This window comes from Fodinicurvata sediminis DSM 21159 (assembly GCF_000420625.1).
GTDB lineage: Bacteria > Pseudomonadota > Alphaproteobacteria > Kiloniellales > DSM-21159 > Fodinicurvata > Fodinicurvata sediminis.
In genome coordinates this window covers 525,237-541,809 of the sequence record NZ_ATVH01000013.1, presented here as the reverse complement: position 1 = coordinate 541,809, position 16,573 = coordinate 525,237, and the positions used below count along the sequence as shown (strand labels likewise).

Annotated in this window: 14 protein-coding genes; 8 read left to right on the top strand and 6 right to left on the bottom strand. The window is 65.5% G+C overall.

Going from position 1 to position 16,573, the window contains the following annotated elements; all coding sequences use genetic code 11:
* Positions 1 to 23 precede the first annotated feature (23 nt).
* From G502_RS0107610 to G502_RS0107600, 3 genes are read left to right on the top strand one after another with little or no spacing between them, the layout of a single operon-like run.
* Positions 24 to 536 carry a TRAP transporter small permease gene (locus tag G502_RS0107610; RefSeq protein WP_022728069.1) on the top strand — a complete coding sequence of 171 codons (513 nt, stop codon included), beginning with the start codon at positions 24 to 26 and terminating at the stop codon, positions 534 to 536.
* Positions 533 to 1,813, top strand: a complete 1,281-nt coding sequence (locus tag G502_RS0107605; protein WP_022728068.1) for a TRAP transporter large permease — start codon at positions 533 to 535, stop codon at positions 1,811 to 1,813. The genes G502_RS0107610 and G502_RS0107605 overlap by 4 nt, the downstream gene beginning before the upstream one ends.
* Positions 1,814 to 1,831: 18 nt before the next feature.
* Complete coding sequence (locus G502_RS0107600) at positions 1,832 to 2,722, top strand: amidohydrolase family protein (protein WP_022728067.1); 891 nt, start codon at positions 1,832 to 1,834, stop codon at positions 2,720 to 2,722.
* 152 nt (positions 2,723 to 2,874) lie between these two features.
* Here the strand turns inward: G502_RS0107600 and G502_RS22235 are convergent, their stop codons facing one another.
* The 5 genes from G502_RS22235 to rsmB all read right to left on the bottom strand — a co-directional run bounded on the left by G502_RS22235 (position 2,875) and on the right by rsmB (position 9,435).
* The gene (locus G502_RS22235; RefSeq protein WP_022728066.1) at positions 2,875 to 3,378 is read right to left on the bottom strand and encodes a hypothetical protein; all 504 of its coding nucleotides are present in this window, start codon (positions 3,376 to 3,378) and stop codon (positions 2,875 to 2,877) included.
* 262 nt (positions 3,379 to 3,640) lie between these two features.
* Positions 3,641 to 5,242, bottom strand: coding sequence for a bifunctional phosphoribosylaminoimidazolecarboxamide formyltransferase/IMP cyclohydrolase (gene purH / locus G502_RS0107590; RefSeq protein WP_022728065.1), 1,602 nt, complete (start codon positions 5,240 to 5,242; stop codon positions 3,641 to 3,643).
* Between the two features lie 84 nt (positions 5,243 to 5,326).
* Positions 5,327 to 7,144: a heparinase II/III family protein gene (locus tag G502_RS19215; protein WP_022728064.1), complete on the bottom strand. Its 1,818-nt coding sequence runs from the start codon at positions 7,142 to 7,144 to the stop codon at positions 5,327 to 5,329.
* Positions 7,141 to 7,809, bottom strand: a complete 669-nt coding sequence (gene rpe / locus G502_RS0107580; RefSeq protein WP_022728063.1) for a ribulose-phosphate 3-epimerase — start codon at positions 7,807 to 7,809, stop codon at positions 7,141 to 7,143. Before rpe ends, G502_RS19215 begins: the two co-directional genes overlap by 4 nt.
* 174 nt (positions 7,810 to 7,983) lie before the next feature.
* Positions 7,984 to 9,435 (bottom strand): 16S rRNA (cytosine(967)-C(5))-methyltransferase RsmB, encoded by a 1,452-nt coding sequence (rsmB, locus tag G502_RS0107575; protein WP_022728062.1) that lies wholly within the window; start codon positions 9,433 to 9,435, stop codon positions 7,984 to 7,986.
* A gap of 88 nt (positions 9,436 to 9,523) precedes the next feature.
* Between rsmB and G502_RS0107570 the strand changes: the two genes are divergently transcribed.
* Both G502_RS0107570 and G502_RS0107565 read left to right on the top strand, forming a co-directional pair.
* Positions 9,524 to 9,793, top strand: a complete 270-nt coding sequence (locus G502_RS0107570) for a hypothetical protein (RefSeq protein WP_022728061.1) — start codon at positions 9,524 to 9,526, stop codon at positions 9,791 to 9,793.
* A gap of 67 nt (positions 9,794 to 9,860) precedes the next feature.
* Positions 9,861 to 10,412 (top strand): NUDIX hydrolase, encoded by a 552-nt coding sequence (locus G502_RS0107565; protein WP_022728060.1) that lies wholly within the window; start codon positions 9,861 to 9,863, stop codon positions 10,410 to 10,412.
* Between the two features lie 77 nt (positions 10,413 to 10,489).
* Here G502_RS0107565 and G502_RS0107560 read toward each other — a convergent pair whose 3' ends face one another.
* Positions 10,490 to 14,125, bottom strand: coding sequence for a hydantoinase B/oxoprolinase family protein (locus G502_RS0107560; RefSeq protein ID WP_022728059.1), 3,636 nt, complete (start codon positions 14,123 to 14,125; stop codon positions 10,490 to 10,492).
* A gap of 207 nt (positions 14,126 to 14,332) precedes the next feature.
* On the opposite strand from G502_RS0107560, the gene coaBC reads away from it, so the two are divergent.
* From coaBC to G502_RS0107545, 3 genes are read left to right on the top strand one after another with little or no spacing between them, the layout of a single operon-like run.
* Complete coding sequence (gene coaBC / locus G502_RS19210; RefSeq protein ID WP_022728058.1) at positions 14,333 to 15,586, top strand: bifunctional phosphopantothenoylcysteine decarboxylase/phosphopantothenate--cysteine ligase CoaBC; 1,254 nt, start codon at positions 14,333 to 14,335, stop codon at positions 15,584 to 15,586.
* On the top strand, positions 15,583 to 16,056 hold the full coding sequence (gene dut, locus G502_RS0107550; protein ID WP_022728057.1) for a dUTP diphosphatase: 474 nt from the start codon (positions 15,583 to 15,585) through the stop codon (positions 16,054 to 16,056). Before coaBC ends, dut begins: the two co-directional genes overlap by 4 nt.
* A gap of 56 nt (positions 16,057 to 16,112) precedes the next feature.
* Positions 16,113 to 16,571, top strand: coding sequence for an RrF2 family transcriptional regulator (locus G502_RS0107545; protein ID WP_022728056.1), 459 nt, complete (start codon positions 16,113 to 16,115; stop codon positions 16,569 to 16,571).
* Positions 16,572 to 16,573: the final 2 nt, after the last annotated feature.

The following is a 16,573-nucleotide window of genomic DNA, read 5'->3' as shown; positions in this document are numbered from 1 at the left end:
CAGGTATGTCCGGAAAAACCTTCATGCTGTTCTTCCAAAAGCTACTGGAGACCCTCAGCCTATGGGTCGCGCGTTTCACGGCCGGCATTGCCTGCATGACGGCTGTGGCGCTCGTGGCAACGCTGCTGATCGGGGTCTTTTTCCGCTACGTGGTGCAGAACTCACTGCCCTGGCCCAGCGAGATCGGTCTGCTGCTGTTCTCATGGACGGTCTTCCTGGCCGCAAGCCTCGGCGTACGCGAGGATTTCCATGTACGCGTCACGCTGCTTCGCGATCTACTGCCGAACGTACTGTCCGACGGGCTGGAGCGTCTTATTCTTCTGGGCGTCGGTGTATTTGCCTTCGCCATGCTGTTCTATGGCTGGCAATTCGCTGAATTCACGGCGGGACGAACCTCGGCGGCAATCAACTACCCACTGTGGCTCCGCAACGCTTCCATACCGGTTTCGGGCGCCTTCATGCTGCTGCATGTCCTGGCCCGCCTGACGCGGCCGAGCCTGCGTGATGCTGGAAGCCTGGGAAAGAGTGCTTTATGACCACCGTGGCAATCGTATTGATCGTGGGGCTTCTCGTCCTCCTGCTGCTGGGCATGCCGATTGCCTTTACCCTGGGCATCCTGGCCCTGGTCGGCATGTGGATGAACGATGCAAACCCGTTGATCCTCAGTCAGCGCCTCGTCGCGGGAACCGGAGTTCACAGCCTTCTCGCCATACCGGGATTTGTCCTTGCCGGCTATATCATGAGCGAAGGCGGGCTCTCGCGCCGACTTGTACACATTGCCTCATCCATGATCGGTCACCTGCCGGGGGGACTGAGCATGGCCACTGTGGGCGCTGGAACCTTTTTCGGAGCCATTTCCGGGTCGGCCCCCGCAACGACCGCGGCCATCGGCTCCGTCATGACGCGGGAACTCGAAGAGAGGGGTTACGAACGGGGCTACGCGGCCGCGCTCGCAACCGCTGTCGGCCCCCTGGGTCAGATGATCCCTCCTTCAATACCCATGGTCGTCTGGGGTGTCCTGGCCGAGGAATCGATCTCCAAGCTGTTCCTGGCGGGAATTATTCCCGGCCTGGTCGCTGCACTCGGATTTGTGGCCATAAGCTACCTCTATGCCATAATCCGGGGTGTACCGCGCGCAGCTAGAGCGGGATTTCGTGAAATCGTCCTGGCAATCCGGAATGGAATCTGGGCCCTGTTTACGCCTGTCGTCATTCTGGGCGGTATCTATGGTGGCGTCTTCACACCCACGGAAGCCTCCATGGTCGGCGCCTTCTACAGCTTCATTGTCGGAGTCTTCATCTATCGCGAATTGAGCTGGCACAGGCTGCCGGGCGTGCTGCTACAGTCGCTGCGCACCACCGCCATCATCATGTTCATCATCTGCACGGCCTATGCCTTCGCCTGGGTCGTCTCCAACGAGCAGCTGCCCTCCCAGGTCGCCGAACAGCTTCTATCCATCACGGATAATCCGATCCTGATTCTGCTTATCCTCAACCTCCTCCTCCTGTTTCTCGGGGCTGTCATGGATACGCTCTCCGCAATGGTGATCCTCAGCACAGTCCTGATCGCCGTGGGGAACTCAATCGGACTGGATCCGATTCAACTGGGAGCGATGGTGGTCATAAACTTCGCGGTCGGTATGGTGACGCCTCCGCTGGGCTATTCCCTCTTCGTGGCCGCCTCGATCACGGGGCTGCGCATAGAAACGGTGGCGCGACACCTCTGGCCATTCCTTCTCGTCCTCGTCGGCGTTATCGCACTTGTCTCGTATGTTCCCTGGGTAACGCTGTGGCTGCCGAGTTTGATCGACTGAACAAGATAGGAAAACACGATGAGTGATGCGATTCCCGTAACCCCCGGTCCCGTGGCCGAACCAAGCAAGCCTGCAACCCAACTTCCAAAGCATGCTTGCGACAGCCACGCCCATGTCTTTGACCCCGAAGGTGGCACACCGCTGGCGCCGGGAAGCGAATACAGGCCGTCCCATGCACCGCTAGAGCGCTATGAAAGACTCCTGCAGCATCTTGGTTTCGCACGTGCCGTTCTTGTCCAGCCAAGCGTCTACGGCACCAACAATCGCTTCATGATGGAATGCCTGAAAAAGAAGGGGCCGACGGGAGACGACAGCTTTCGTGGAATTGCTGTGGTGGACAGCAGCGTCACGGACGCCGAACTTGACGAGATGCATCGCGTTGGCGTGCGCGGTATCCGGATCAATCTCGTCTACGGTGGCGGGGTTGATTTCGAGGTCCTCACCGATCTGGTAAATCGCATCGCACCCCTGGGATGGCATGTACAATTCCTCGTGGACCTGTCGAAACTGCCGGACTTTGCCCAGCGTGTTGAGGCGCTGCCTGTTCCCTTCGTGGTCGATCACATCGGCCATTTCCCGGTCAGTCTGGGTGCGGAATTGCCAGCCTTCCGCGATCTCGTCTCACTGGTGCGGGAATCGCGGGCCTGGGTCAAGATCATCGGGCCAAACCGTATCAGTGCCAGGCAGACGCCACCCTTCGATGACGTCAAACCCTTGGTGGACCCACTCGTGGAGGCCAACCCCAATCAGCTCCTGTTCGGGACAGACTGGCCACATGTCAAGCTGTCAACGCCCATACCGGATGATGGCAGCCTCGTTGACGAGTTTGCCAAATGGGTGCCAGACGAGGCGATCCGCAAGCGAATACTGGTTGATAATCCGGCCAGGCTCTATGGGTTTGGTGGGTAAAGCGCCGCAAACAAGCTTACCCCCTCAAGCGGGAAGGAATGACCCCGCGTCAAAAAGCCTGACCCCCGGTCGTGATATGCAATCATACCGGGGGTCAGGCCATGCGCAAAGTTCTTCAAATTCAAGGCGAAGCGACGGCTGAGGTAACCGGCTCAGCTCTCTTCACCATCCTCACCGGCTTCGTCACCGTCGCTGTCATCGCCGTCATCATCTTCACCGTCATCCGCATCGTCATCTTCTTCCGAAGAGGCGGCGACTGCAGTATTCAGTCCTTCCTCGGCGTCATCTTCTGCCGGTGTGGTCCCCACGACACTCGTTGCCGTGCCCAGACCCGTGGTTTCGCTGCTCGTGGCAGCAGCAGATGTAGCTTGACCCTGGCTGCTTGCATCGGCCGCATCGGCGCCAGCCGAAGCAGAAGCAGCAGAACCGGAATTGCCTGAAGCGGCCCCGGCATTGCCTGAGGCAGCACCGCCAGCGTCACCGGGGCCACCTGAACCGCCAGCTCCGCCGCCACCGGCTCCACCACCGTCGGCGCCACCGCCAGCACCCTGAGCCTGTGCAGGGGTAATCGGGAACTCGGCGACAGTCTGCAGCAACGCACCACCGCTCATGACCGCAATCGCTGTGGCTGCTCCAAGAATGAGTCTTACCGTCATTGCTCTGATCCTTCCTGAAATTCGGCAGAGGCCCGCTTCACGACAAAGAAGAGAGCTACGCTCTGTCAGAGGCCAACGGAAAAACGTTATCGCGACGCTCTATCGCCGTCACCCCAACTGGTGAAAGCGCGCTGTGATATTTTCAGGGCTGGAATATTGTCTTTCCGCCGTCACGTCCGGAGCGGACCAGTGCACGAAGTCGATCATCGCTGTATAGGCTCGCCCCGGCTGTTCCACAGCACAGTTCGCGCCGACTGCACAGTCAATGCCGGAAGTGACGCATTCCGGTGAAGACCATGGCGATGCCGGCTTCGTCGGCGGCGGCGATGACCTCCTTGTCGCGCTTGGAGCCGCCGGGCTGGATCACGGCGGTGGCACCCGCCTCGACGGCGGCCAGCAGGCCGTCGGCGAAGGGAAAGAAAGCGTCCGAGGCCACCACAGCCCCCTTGGCGCCCGTATCGCCGAAGGCGTCCTTCGCCTTGCTGGCGGCAATCCGGCTGGAGTCCACGCGGCTCATCTGGCCCGCCCCGATGCCGATCGTGGCTCGGTCGCGGGCGTAGACGATGGCGTTGGACTTCACGTGCTTGGCCACCCGGAAGGCAAACAGCATGTCAGCCAGCTCGCGTGGTTCGGGTTTGCGTTTCGTGACGGTCTCCAGGTCATCGGCACCAACGCAGCCGCTGTCCCGGTCCTGGACCAGGTAACCGCCCGACAACGACTTGACGGACAGCCCAGGCTCGGCCGGATCGGGCAGTGTCCCGGTCAGCAACAGGCGCAGGTTCTTCTTCTCGGCCAGGACCTCGCGCGCCACCTCCTCGGCCTCCGGCGCGATCACCACTTCGGCGAACAGCTTGGTGATCTCCTGGGCCGTTTCGCCGTCCAGGGGCCGATTGACGGCGATGATGCCGCCAAAGGCACTGACAGGGTCGCAGGCCAACGCCCGCGCGTAGGCCGCCTTCAGGCTATCGCCCTCGGCGACGCCGCAGGGGTTGGCGTGCTTGATGATGGCGACCGCCGGGTCGTCGAACTCGGCCACCAGTTCGAAGGCCGCATCGGTGTCGTTGTAGTTGTTGTAGCTGAGCGCCTTGCCCTGTAGCTGCTGGGCCGTGGCCACGCCCGGACGCTGCCTGCCGCTGCTGTAGAAGGCGGCCTGCTGGTGCGGGTTCTCTCCATAGCGGAGCGTCTCGCCCAGCTCACCCGCCAGGACCAGCGAAGGCGGAAAGGCTACCTCCTGATCCGCGTTCATCCAGGCGGCCACGGCAGAATCGTACGAGGCCGTATGCGCGAAGGCCTTGGCTGCCAGACTGCGCAGCAGGTCAGGCTGCACGCCGCCGGCATCCATCTGCGCCACCACCTGGTCGTAATCCTCGGGGTCTGTCAGGACGGCCACGAAGTCATGATTCTTGGCCGCGGCGCGCAGCATGGCCGGCCCGCCGATATCAATCTTCTCGACACAGTCCGCGCGTCCTGCCCCCGAAGCCACGGTTTCGCGGAAGGGATAGAGATTGACGGCCAGCAGGTCGATGGGCCCGATCTCATGCTCCTCCATGGCCTTGCGATGGCTGTCCAGATCGCGCCGGCCCAGCAGGCCGCCATGGATCTTGGGATGCAGGGTCTTCACCCGGCCGTCCAGGATTTCGGGAAAGCCGGTATAGTCACTGACGTCCGTAACCGGGATGCCGGCCTCGCGAATGGCCTTGGCCGAACCGCCAGTGGACAACAGCTCCACATCGCGGGCCGCCAGCGAGCGGGCAAAGCTGACCAGGCCGGTCTTGTCGTAAAGGGACAGAAGCGCGCGGCGCACCTTCACGGGTGCTGGGCTCTCGGCTTCGCTGGGCTCTGTGGTCGCTGTCGGATCGGACATGGGGTACTCCGGGGTTCGGATATTCGGCATTCTTCCCTTTTGTAAGCAAGACCGAGGGTTTTGTCCTCCCCTGCGGCAAAAAAATCAGTTGCGGCGCCCCGGCTTGGCTGCTGGCGTCTCACGCTGCAGAGCCCATTTGACCCGGGCACCGCTCTGGCCGCAGCGGCCATGGAGCACGACCTGCTGGCTGCGCCGTGGCTGGCCGTCACCAAAATAGACCGAGTCCTCCAGGGCCACCTGGGCGCCGCTGCAGCGCAAGCGCCAGCCCCCTGCCTTGGGCAGGCGCAGCAGGACCGCCTGTCCCGTCTGTACCAGTGCCGCCTGTACGCTTGGGTGCAGATGAAAGCGTACGGCAAAGTCCAGGGGCCGGTCGAAGGGCTCCGCGCCCGCCGGTTCCACGCGGTCCTCGCCGCGCAGGTCCTCGCCATTGGAGGCCAGGTAGAGCATGCGCCGGTGCAGCGCGTCCAGGCGCCCGGCATAGCCATCATGCTGGGTTTCCAGCAGGATTGCGCCCTCTTCCTCGTCGCGGCGACAGGTCACGTTCTCGGCCCGGGCCACCAGTCCCATCTGCCAGAAGGCCCGCCCTTCGGACAGCAGCGAGGAGTTGGTCTCCGCCAACGTCAGGGTGGAATGCGCCGCGGTCACGCGTAAGGCCTGGTGCAGGGCCTCGCCTCCGGTCTGGCGGCCCGGCGTTCCGCAATTGACGATCAGGCGCTCGCGCCCGACGCTCATCTCGAAGCTCAGGGTCCCGGCATGCGCCGCACGGTCCAGGCCCGCCGGTGCCGGCGAACCGCAGTCCAGCAGGACAAGTGTACGTCCCGCCTGCATGCGCTGGAAGCCGGTCTGGGGCGCAGAGGCAAGCGGCCGGCGGCGGGCATCGGCGCGGCGGAGCACCATGTCCACCTTGAAGCCTTCCTCGGCGGTGGAGCCATTGAACAGGGCCAGTCCGCCATCGCCATGCTGCAGAAGGCGCATCAGCGGCCCCATGCTCTCGATGGCCAGCTGCAGCTCGTCGGGCAGCGGTTCGCCCGCGGCATGCAGCGTCGCCTTGATGTCCACCAGGTCGCGCAGTACCGCCAGGTGCCGCCCGGGAGAGCGCTCGCAATGTCCGCCGTCGGCCAGCACCTGGACCGTCAGTTCACGCGCCAGCAGTGTCAGGGCACGCTTCAGCCAGGGCCGCCCGTCGGGCAGGCAGGCACCGGCGGTGGCCAGCCCGCGCAACGCCACGATCAGGTCCGACCCCGTCATGCCCGCCGGCAGGATCGCGGCCAGGTGGGCGGCCTGACGCGCCGCCGACTCCAGTAGCCTTTGGCGAAAGTCGATCTCGGCCGAGGCGGCGAAGAAATCGTACTGGCCCAGCCAGTGCGACAGGCGCCGCCCGGTCACCAGGGGATCCCAGGCCAGGGGCGACCAGCGGCGGTGCAGCTCCATCCACTCCGCCGTCAGGGCACGGGCCCGCCGGCGGGCCGGATCGCCGTTGCAGGCGCGCAGGTCGCGCAACCAGGAAAAGCTGTGCAATTCCTCGCGCCAGGCCTGCGAAGCTTCGGGCGGGTTCCAGACCGGCTTGGGGTTCTCCAGGGTCTGGCCGGCGAAGGTGAAGACCATGTCGGCCAGCGCGCGTCCGCGCTCGGCCTCCCCGGGCCAGGGGTCGGGAGGCAGGTTGAGCGGCGTAGCGTTCTCGAGACGGGGCAGAAAGACACCGTAGAGCGGGCTGCGGTACCAGGGGGCCTTCAGGCGATAGGCAAGCCTTTGCCAAAGCAGGCGGCGCGGCAGGGCTCCAAGCGCCCGCAGGCGCAATCCCAGCGGCGGCTTGCGTCCAGCCACACTGCGGCCGGCATGGCGCTCATCCCTGTCAGCGGGCGGTGCGGGCGCTGTCTCGCCGGCCACCGCAGACTCCGTCATCCGGCGGGTCCGCGCAGAGCGCGGATGTTCTCGGCATAGGCCTGCGGCCCGCCCTTGAAGGTGGCGGTTCCAGCCACCAGCACGTCGGCACCTGCGGCAACCGCCTGCGGGGCGGTCTCCAGGTTGATGCCGCCGTCCACCTCCAGGTCGATGTCGCGGCCGCTGTCATCGATCATGCGGCGCAGGGACTCCAGCTTGCGCAGGCTTTCCGGAATGAAGGACTGCCCGCCGAAGCCGGGGTTCACGCTCATCACCAGGATCAGATCCACCTCCTCCATCAATGGCTTGACCGTCGCCAGCGGCGTTCCGGGGTTGATGGACACGCCGGCCTTCTTGCCCAGCGACTTGATGAGCTGCAGTGTGCGATGCACATGCGGGCCCGCCTCGGGATGCACCGTAATGATGTCGGCGCCGGCATCGGCAAAGGCCTGAACGTAGGGGTCTACCGGCGAGATCATCAGATGCACATCGAAGGGCAAGTCACTGTGCGGGCGCAAAGCCTTCACCACGGACGGCCCGATGGTGATGTTCGGCACGAAGTGCCCATCCATGACATCCACGTGCACGTAATCGGCACCGGCCTCGCCAATGGCACGGACTTCCTGGCCCAGGGCGGCGAAATCGGCGGACAGGATGGAGGGAGAGATGCGTGTGTTCTTCTGCATGCGGGGGAAGCGAACCTCGCGCTGGATGGAAAGGCATCAGGGAACCGAACCGGCGTCTTTGGGTGATATCAGCAAGCCGCGCCCCGGTCAAAGCGCTTGCACAGGACACAATGCTTCCACAAGGCAGGACACGGGCATGCGGCACCACGTCCTAGACGCTGACGGCCGCCGGTATCAGCTTCGTCTTAGGCGACAGGCATAGAAACCGTCCAGGCCGCCAAGCTCGGCCAGGTGACAGGGCAGGCTGCGCAATTCCCCGGCCTGGGTCAGCAGTTCCGGTCGGTCGCCCACCTCGGCCGCGGTCACCGGCACGCGCGTGAATTCCCCATGCTCCTGAAGAAAGGCCGCAATCCGCTCCGGCCCTTCCTCGGGCAGCAGGGAACAGATCGCATAGATCAGCAGGCCGCCCGGCGCCACCAGCTTTGCCGCCGCCGCTAGCAGGCGATCCTGCAGAGCGCAGAGCCCGGGGATGTCCTCTTCCCGCTTCAGCCAGGCCACATCGGGATGGCGGCGCAGCGTTCCGGTGGAGCTGCAGGGCGCATCCAGCAGGACCACGTCTGCCGCTTCGGCCGGTTCCCATGTGGCCACGTCGGCCGTCACCACCTCGGCCCTCAGGCCAAGGCGAACCAGGTTCTCCTGCAGGCGTTTCAGGCGCGGCCCCGACAGGTCCACAGCCGTCACCTCGCCGCCGCCGGCGGCCAGTTGACAGGTCTTGCCCCCCGGCGCGGCACAGAGGTCATAGACCCGCCGTCCCTTCACCTCTCCTGCCAAACGTGCCGGCAAGGCGGCGGCCGCATCCTGGACCCACCAACGGCCCTCGGCGTAGCCCGACAGGGCCGTGACCTCGCCGCGCCCGGACGGCAGGCGCAGGCCGCCGACCGGTAGCACCTGGGCCTCGAGGCTGCGCGCCAGCTCATCCTCCTCGCGCGGTTCTCGAACCGTCAGGTCCAGCGGCGGCTCCTGCAGTTGCACCGCCAGGCTGGCACGCAGATCCGCTTCGCCATAGGCGGCTTCAAGCCGGTCCCAAAGCCAGGCAGGCAGGTTCAGGCGCGCGGCGTCCTGTTCGGCCAGCAGGCTGTCCTTCTCGCGGTCCAGGCGCCGCAACACGGCGTTGACCAGGCCCTTCAAGGACCGGCTGTGCGGATGCTCGGCCAGGCTGAGCGCCGTGCTGACCGCTGCATGGGCGGGGGTTTCCAGGAAAGCCAGCTGACAGACACCCAGCCGCAGGATGTTGGTGGCCCGCCTGTTCCGCACGCCCAGGGGGCGCTCCAGCAGCCGGCTCAACAGATCGTCGATCTGTCCCAGATGCCGCAGCGTCCCGGCCAGCAGGCGCCGGGCAAAGGCGCGGTCACGTACGGCCAGGGTACGGTACCCCGGCTGGCCGGCCAGGGCCTCTTCCAGCGGACGGCCCTTCTGCAGCACCTCGTCCAGCGCCGCCAAGGCCGACGCGCGCGCGTCGGCGGGCTGCGCGGATTGCTTGGCGCGACTGGACCCTGCGCCGCGACTGGACTGTGCTCCCCGACTGGATTTCGAGGGGCCTTTGGCCTTTGGGGTGCCTTTGGCCTGGGACGTGGGACCGGTCTTGCCGGCCGAACCGCTGTGGGGCCTGGAGTTGCGTTGCGTCATGGCGCCTGCTTTAGACCATGCGGCCAGCCAAGGAAACCGCTTATCGTCTTAACCCTTTGTTAAGATCCTCTCTGGCAAACTCGCAACCATGCAAGTGAATCCTGGCATATCGAACCTTCTGGGCTCCTTCACCAAGGCGCTGGACGACATGAGTCGCCCCGGTGCCCCCAAGGACTCGCCCCAGGACGTGGGGCAGAGCGTGCCGCGCGACGGCGCCGCTGGCGAAACCAAGCCCACGGGGAGTGGCCCGACTTCCAGCAACGAACTGCCCAACGACAAGACCATCTCCGCCGCCCAGCAGAAGGGCGAGACAGGCGAGCCGGCCTGGCGCGGCAGCTTCGTCAACATGAAGGCCTGAGCCCGACAGCTCCCTTGACCCCGACCCGCTTCTTGCCGTCGCGCCCTTGCCGCGCCATTCTCTGTGCATGAGCGAAACCAGCCAGGAAGTCGACAGCAACTTCGAAAACCGCGTGCCCGAGGGCGACGACCGCGAGCGCCTGGTCTGTCGCGACTGCGGCTTCGTCCACTACCAGAATCCCAAGATCGTCGTTGGCTCCGTGGCCGAATGGCAGGGGCGCATCCTGCTCTGCCGCCGCGCGATTCACCCGCGCAAGGGCTACTGGACCCTGCCGGCCGGATACCTGGAGCTGCAGGAGGAACCGCTGGAAGGCGCCCTGCGCGAAGCGCGCGAGGAGGCCTGCGCGGAACTGGAAATCGACCGCCTGCTGGCCGTCTACAGCATCCCGCGCATCAGCCAGGTGCAGCTGATCTACCGCGCCCGCCTGGCGCACCATAAGGTGGCCTGCGGCCCGGAGTCGGCGGAGGTCGGGCTGTTCGACTGGGGCGAGATTCCCTGGGACGAAATCGCCTTCCCCAGTGTCCACTGGGCGCTCAACCACCACCGCGAGGTCCGCGACCGCCAGGACTTCGCCCCCTTCGCCAACCCGCCTGGGGAAACGGGAAAGATGGTGCGGTAGACCGCGGTCGACCGCCTGTCCCTGCAACCGGTGGCACCCCTGCATCTCCCGGGCGCGCCTGCCGGATCAGGCCTGACTCACGCCTTGCCGTAGCCGCCGCCGCCCGGTGTTTCCACCAGGAAGACATCGCCTGCCTGCATTTCCGCCCGGTCGGTGCCCGACAGCTCGTCGACGTGGCCGTCCTTGCGCACCACCGCGTTGCGGCCCAGTGCGCCGGGTTCGCCGCCTTCCAGGCCGAAGTTCGGGACCTTGCGGTGACTGGACAGGATCGAGGCCGTCATGGGCTCCAGGAAGCGCAGGCGCCTGACCGCGCCGTCGCCGCCGCGGTACTTGCCCTTGCCGCCGGAGCCGCGGCGCACCTCGAAGGACTCCAGCAGAACCGGGAAGCGCCACTCCAGGATCTCGGGATCGGTCAGGCGCGAGTTGGTCATGTGGGTGTGCACCGCATCACAGCCCTCGAAGTCCGGCCCGGCGCCCGAGCCGCCACAGACGGTCTCGTAGTACTGGTACTGGTCGTTGCCGAAGGTCAGGTTGTTCATCGTGCCCTGGGCCCCGGCCATGGTGCGGGTGGCCCCATAGAGGCAGTCGGTGATCGCCTGGCTGGTCTCCACGTTGCCGGCCACCACGGCCGCCGGATATTCGGGATTCAGCATGCAGCCCTCGGGCAGCACGATATCCAGTGGTTTCAGGCAGCCTTCGTTCATCGGGATCTCGTCCTCCACCAGGGTGCGGAAGACATAGAGCACCGCCGCCCGACAGACCGCCGCAGGCGCGTTGAAGTTGCTGGGCTGCTGCTCGCTGGTCCCGGTGAAGTCGATGCGGGCCTTGCGGGCCTGCTTGTCGATGGCGACCTTGACCGCGATCTGGCTGCCGTCGTCCATGGGATAGACGAATTCGCCGTCGGCCAGGCGGTCCAGCACGCGACGCACCTGTTCCTCGGCGTTGTCCTGCACATGGCCCATATAGGCCTGCACCACGTCCAGCCCAAACTGCTTGACGATGCGGCGCAGCTCGCCGATGCCCTTCTGGTTGGCGGCGATCTGGGCCTGCAGGTCGGCGATGTTCTGGTCCGCGTTGCGGGCCGGGTACTTGCCCGAACCCAGCAGCTCGCGCAGCGCCTGTTCGCGGAACTGCCCGCGGTCCACCAGCTTGAAGTTGTCGATCAGTACGCCCTCTTCCTCGACGGTGCGGGAGTTGGGCGGCATGGACCCGGGGGTCAGCCCGCCGACGTCGGCGTGGTGCCCGCGGCTGGCCACATAGAACAGGACCTCCTTGTCCGCCTCGTCGAAGACCGGCGTCACCACGGTGATGTCGGGCAGGTGCGTGCCGCCGTTGTAAGGGGCGTTCAGCACATAGACGTCGCCTGGTGCGATCGCATCCTCGTTGTTGCGGATGACGGCACGGATGGATTCGCTCATGGAGCCCAGGTGCACCGGCATGTGCGGCGCGTTGGCCACCAGGTCACCGGCCGGCGTGAACAGCGCGCAGGAGAAGTCCAGGCGCTCCTTTATGTTCACGGAATAGGCGGTCTTCTCCAGCGTCGAGCCCATCTGCTCGGCAATGGACATGAACAGGTTGTTGAAGACCTCCAGCATCACCGGGTCCACCTGGGTGCCCACGGCGTGCTCGCGTTCCAGCGGCTGCACGCGTTCCAGCACCACATGGTTGCGGGTGGTCAGCTTGCCGCGCCAGCCGGCCTCGATCACCGTGGTCGAGGTCTTCTCGATCAGCACGGCCGGGCCGTCCACACTGTCGCCGGGCAGCATGGCGTCACGGTCAAAGACCGGGGCCTTGACCCACTTGCTACCGCTGTAGAAGGGTTTGTGTGCCAGGGGCTCCAGCGGTTTGTCCCGCTTGCCTTCCTCCAGCACCGGGTCCTCGGCGGCATCGGTGTGCCCGATGGCCTCGACCGAGACGGCCTCCACGATGTGGGCCTTCTCGGGCATGGTGAAGCCGAAGCGCTGGATATAGGCGGCCTCGAAGGTGGCGACGATGGCGTCGCGAGGGCCAAAGTCCACGATCATGGGGCTGTCGGTGCCCTCGTAGCGCAGATGCACCTTGCGCAGTTTCTCGACCTGCGCCGGCTCGATGCCCTGGTCGATCACCTCGGCCTCGGCCTCGCCGGCCAGGCGGTTCAGCTCGCGCTCGACCTCCTCCAGACTGTCGCCCAGGCGCTTCTCGATGGACTGCTCCTTGATGACGCGCACATCGGCCAGGCCCATGCCATAGGCCGAGAGCACACCCGCGAAAGGATGCAGGAAGATGCGCGTCATGCCCAGGGTATCGGCAATGTCGCAGGCGGCCTGGCCGCCGGCGCCGCCGAAGCAGTTCAGGGTATAGTCGCTGACGTCATAGCCGCGCTGGATGGAGATCTTCTTGATGGCGTTGGCCATATTCTCCACGGCAATGCGGCGGAAGCCCTCGGCCACCTCTTCGGGCGTCCGCGTGTCACCGGTCTTGTCATGGATGTCCTTGGCCATGTCCTCGAACTTCGCGCGCACCGCACCCGGATCCAGCGGTTCGTCGGCATTGGGGCCGAAGACGCGCGGGAAGAAATCCGGCTGGATGCGGCCCAACATGACATTGGCATCAGTCACCGCCAACGGCCCGCCGCGGCGGTAACAGGCCGGGCCGGGGTTGGCGCCGGCCGAATCGGGCCCGACGCGGTAGCGCGATCCGTCGAAGTGCAGGATCGAGCCGCCGCCGGCGGCCACGGTGTGGATCTGCATCATCGGCGCGCGCATGCGCACGCCGGCCACCTGGGTCTCGAAGGCGCGCTCGTACTCGCCGTCATAGTGCGCCACGTCGGTCGACGTGCCGCCCATGTCGAAGGTGATGATCTTCTCGAAGCCGCCCATGGCCGCGGTACGCACAGCACCCACAATGCCTCCGGCGGGGCCGGAGAGGATGGAATCCTTGCCCTGAAAGGCGCGCGCATCGGTCAGGCCGCCGTTGGACTGCATGAACATCAGGCGCACGCTCTCGGACTCGTCTTCGCCCATCTGACCGGCGATCAGGTCGACGTAGCGCCGCAGGATGGGCGAGAGATAGGCATCCACCACCGTGGTGTCGCCACGGCCCACCAGTTTCATCAGCGGGCTGACCTCGTGGCTGACCGAGATCTGGGTGAAGCCGATCTCACGCCCGATCTGCGCCAGGGTCTTCTCGTGGTCGCTGAAGCGATAGCCGTGCATCAGCACGATGGCCAGCGAACGGATGCCGTTGTCATAGGCCGCCTGCAGGTCGCGCCGCGCCTTGTCGGCATCCAGCGGGGTTTCGATGCGCCCATCGGAGAACAGGCGCTCGTCGACCTCCACCACCTCTTCATAGAGCAGTTCCGGCAGCTCGATGCGCCGGGTGAAGAGGTGCGGCCGGTTCTGGTAGGCGATGCGCAGCGCATCGCGGAAGCCGCGTGTGATCGCCAGCACCGTGCGATCGCCCTTGCGCTCCAGCAGGGCGTTGGTGGCCACCGTGGTGCCCATCTTCACCGCCTCGACCGCATCGGCCGGCACGCGCTCACCGGCCTTCAGGCCCAGCAGGGTGCGGATCCCGTGCAGCGCAGCATCCTCGTACTGTTCGGGGTTCTCGGACAGCAGCTTGTGGCTGACCAGCTCTCCGTCCGGCCGGCGCGCGACGATATCGGTAAAGGTTCCGCCGCGGTCGACCCAGAACTGCCATGCACCCGTTCCGCCGGACTCTGTCTGATCACTCATGTCTTCAGGACCCCACTTGTTGGCTTTGCGATTATCTAGGCGATTTGTCGATAAAACGTCAAACCGATTTCCCCGTTCCCATTTCGCTTGATTGTTCCTGGTGGTTTTCCTTGCCAGGCCGCAGCACAATCGACAGAATTACGCTCAGGAAACGTGAATTCCCCATACGCCCCTGACGTGAAGGCGTTTTACTACCATATAGGTCAGATGCTCTCGGGAAAACGTCTGCTTCTCATCGTCTCCGGCGGAATTGCCGCCTACAAGACTCCCGACCTTGTCCGACGGCTGCGCGGACAGGGGGCGGAGGTGCGCGTGGTCATGACGGCGGCCGCCGAACAGTTCGTCACGCCCCTGTCCCTGGCCTCGGTCAGCGGCCAACGGGTCTACCAGGCGCTCTTCTCGCTGACCGACGAGGCCGAGATGGGCCATATCGAGCTCAGCCGTGCCGCCGACCTGGTGATCGTGGCTCCGGCCAGCGCCGACCTGCTGGCCAAGCTGGCCAACGGCCTAGCCGACGACCTGGCCTCGACCCTGCTGCTGGCCACGGACAAGGAGGTGCTGGCCGCGCCCGCCATGAATGTGCGCATGTGGGAACATCCGGCCACCCAGGAGAACCTGGCCCGCCTGAAGCGCCGCGGTCTGCTGATCGTCGGCCCCGATGAGGGCGAAATGGCCTGTGGCGAATACGGTCCCGGCCGCATGGCGGAACCCGACGCCATCGTTGCGGCGGTCGCGGAGCATTTCAATATGCCGCGCCCCCTGTCGGGCCTGAGCGCACTGGTGACCAGTGGCCCGACCCACGAGCCCATCGATCCGGTGCGCTATATCGCCAACCGCTCCTCGGGACGGCAGGGTCACGCCATTGCCCATGCCCTGGCCCATCAGGGCGCCGCCGTCACGCTGGTCACCGGGCCGGTGCAGCTGCCCGATCCCGCGGGCGTCAAGACCGTCCATGTGGAGTCGGCCCGCGAGATGCTGCAGGCCTGCCAGGCTGAACTGCCCGTGGATATCGCGGTCTGCGCCGCCGCCGTTTCCGATTGGCGCGCAAGCGAAGAGGCAACGCAGAAGATCAAGAAGGACGGAAGCAGCCTGCCGGCCCTGCAGCTCAGTGAAAACCCGGATATCCTGGCGCAGCTGTCAAAGGCAGGTGCTCAACGGCCCAGGCTGGTGATCGGCTTTGCCGCCGAAACCCGGGACGTCGCCGCGCAGGCGGCCGCCAAACGCGACCGCAAAGGCTGCGACTGGATCCTGGCCAACGATGTTTCGGCGGAAAGCGGCACCTTTGGCGGTCCGGACAACAGCATCATCCTGATCGACGGTCAGGGCCGCGAAGACTGGCCGCGCACCAGCAAGGAAGGTGTGGCCGAGCGCCTGGCTGTCCGCATCGCCCAAGCCCTCGAGGGCAAACCAGAGGAGGAAAGCCGCATGCCGGAGCCAATCCAGGACGGACAGCAGAAATGACCGACAGCCAGAAGATTCCCCTGCAACGCCTGCCCCATGGGGCTGACCTGCCGCTGCCGAGCTACGCCACGGAACACGCCGCCGGTGTCGACCTGCCGGCCGCGGTCGAGCAGCCCCTGGAACTCGCGCCCGGCGACTGGGCAGCCGTGCCGACCGGCCTGTCGATTGCCCTGCCGAGCGGACTGGAGGCCCAGGTGCGCCCGCGTTCGGGCCTGGCGTTCCGGCATGCGGTCACGGTGCTGAACAGTCCGGGCACCATCGACGCCGACTATCGCGGGGAAATCAAGGTGCTGCTGATCAATCTGGGCAGGGAAAGCTTCACGATCACACGTGGTCAACGCATTGCCCAGATGGTGATTGCCCGGCACTGCCAGGCACAGTGGATGGAAAGCGACAGCCTGGAAACCACATCACGTGGCAGCGGCGGCTTCGGCTCCACTGGGCTGGAAAGCCCTGCCAAGACAGGATAGGAACACCGTGAAACGGAGTCCTGGCGCAACAGAAGTGACAAAAGGATAAATCGAAGATGCTGCGTCTTTCCAAGAAACTGCTCTTCGCCATCGAGGCCGTGGTGGACATTGCCTACAATGCCGGCGCGGCACCGGTTCGTTCCTCGGACATCTCCGAGCGACAGGGCATTCCCCGCCGCTACCTGGAGCAGGTGCTGCAGGTGCTGGTCCATCGCGGGATTCTGGCCGGCCAGCGTGGCCCGCGCGGCGGCTATCGCCTGGCGCGCGAGCGACGACACATTGCCATCGGGGACATCGTGCGCATCGTGCGCGAACTGGAGGGTGGCATAGAACTGGGCGATGGCGAGGAGGGCTCGGAGTTGGGCCAAGCCGTGGTCCGCCCCATCTGGGTCCAGATGCAGGACGACATGATGGAACGCCTGGACTCTATCACGGTGGAGGACCTCTGCAACCAGGCTCGGCAAGCCGGAATCCGCAGCCAGGCCACACCCGTGGTCACCGATTTTTCCATCTGACC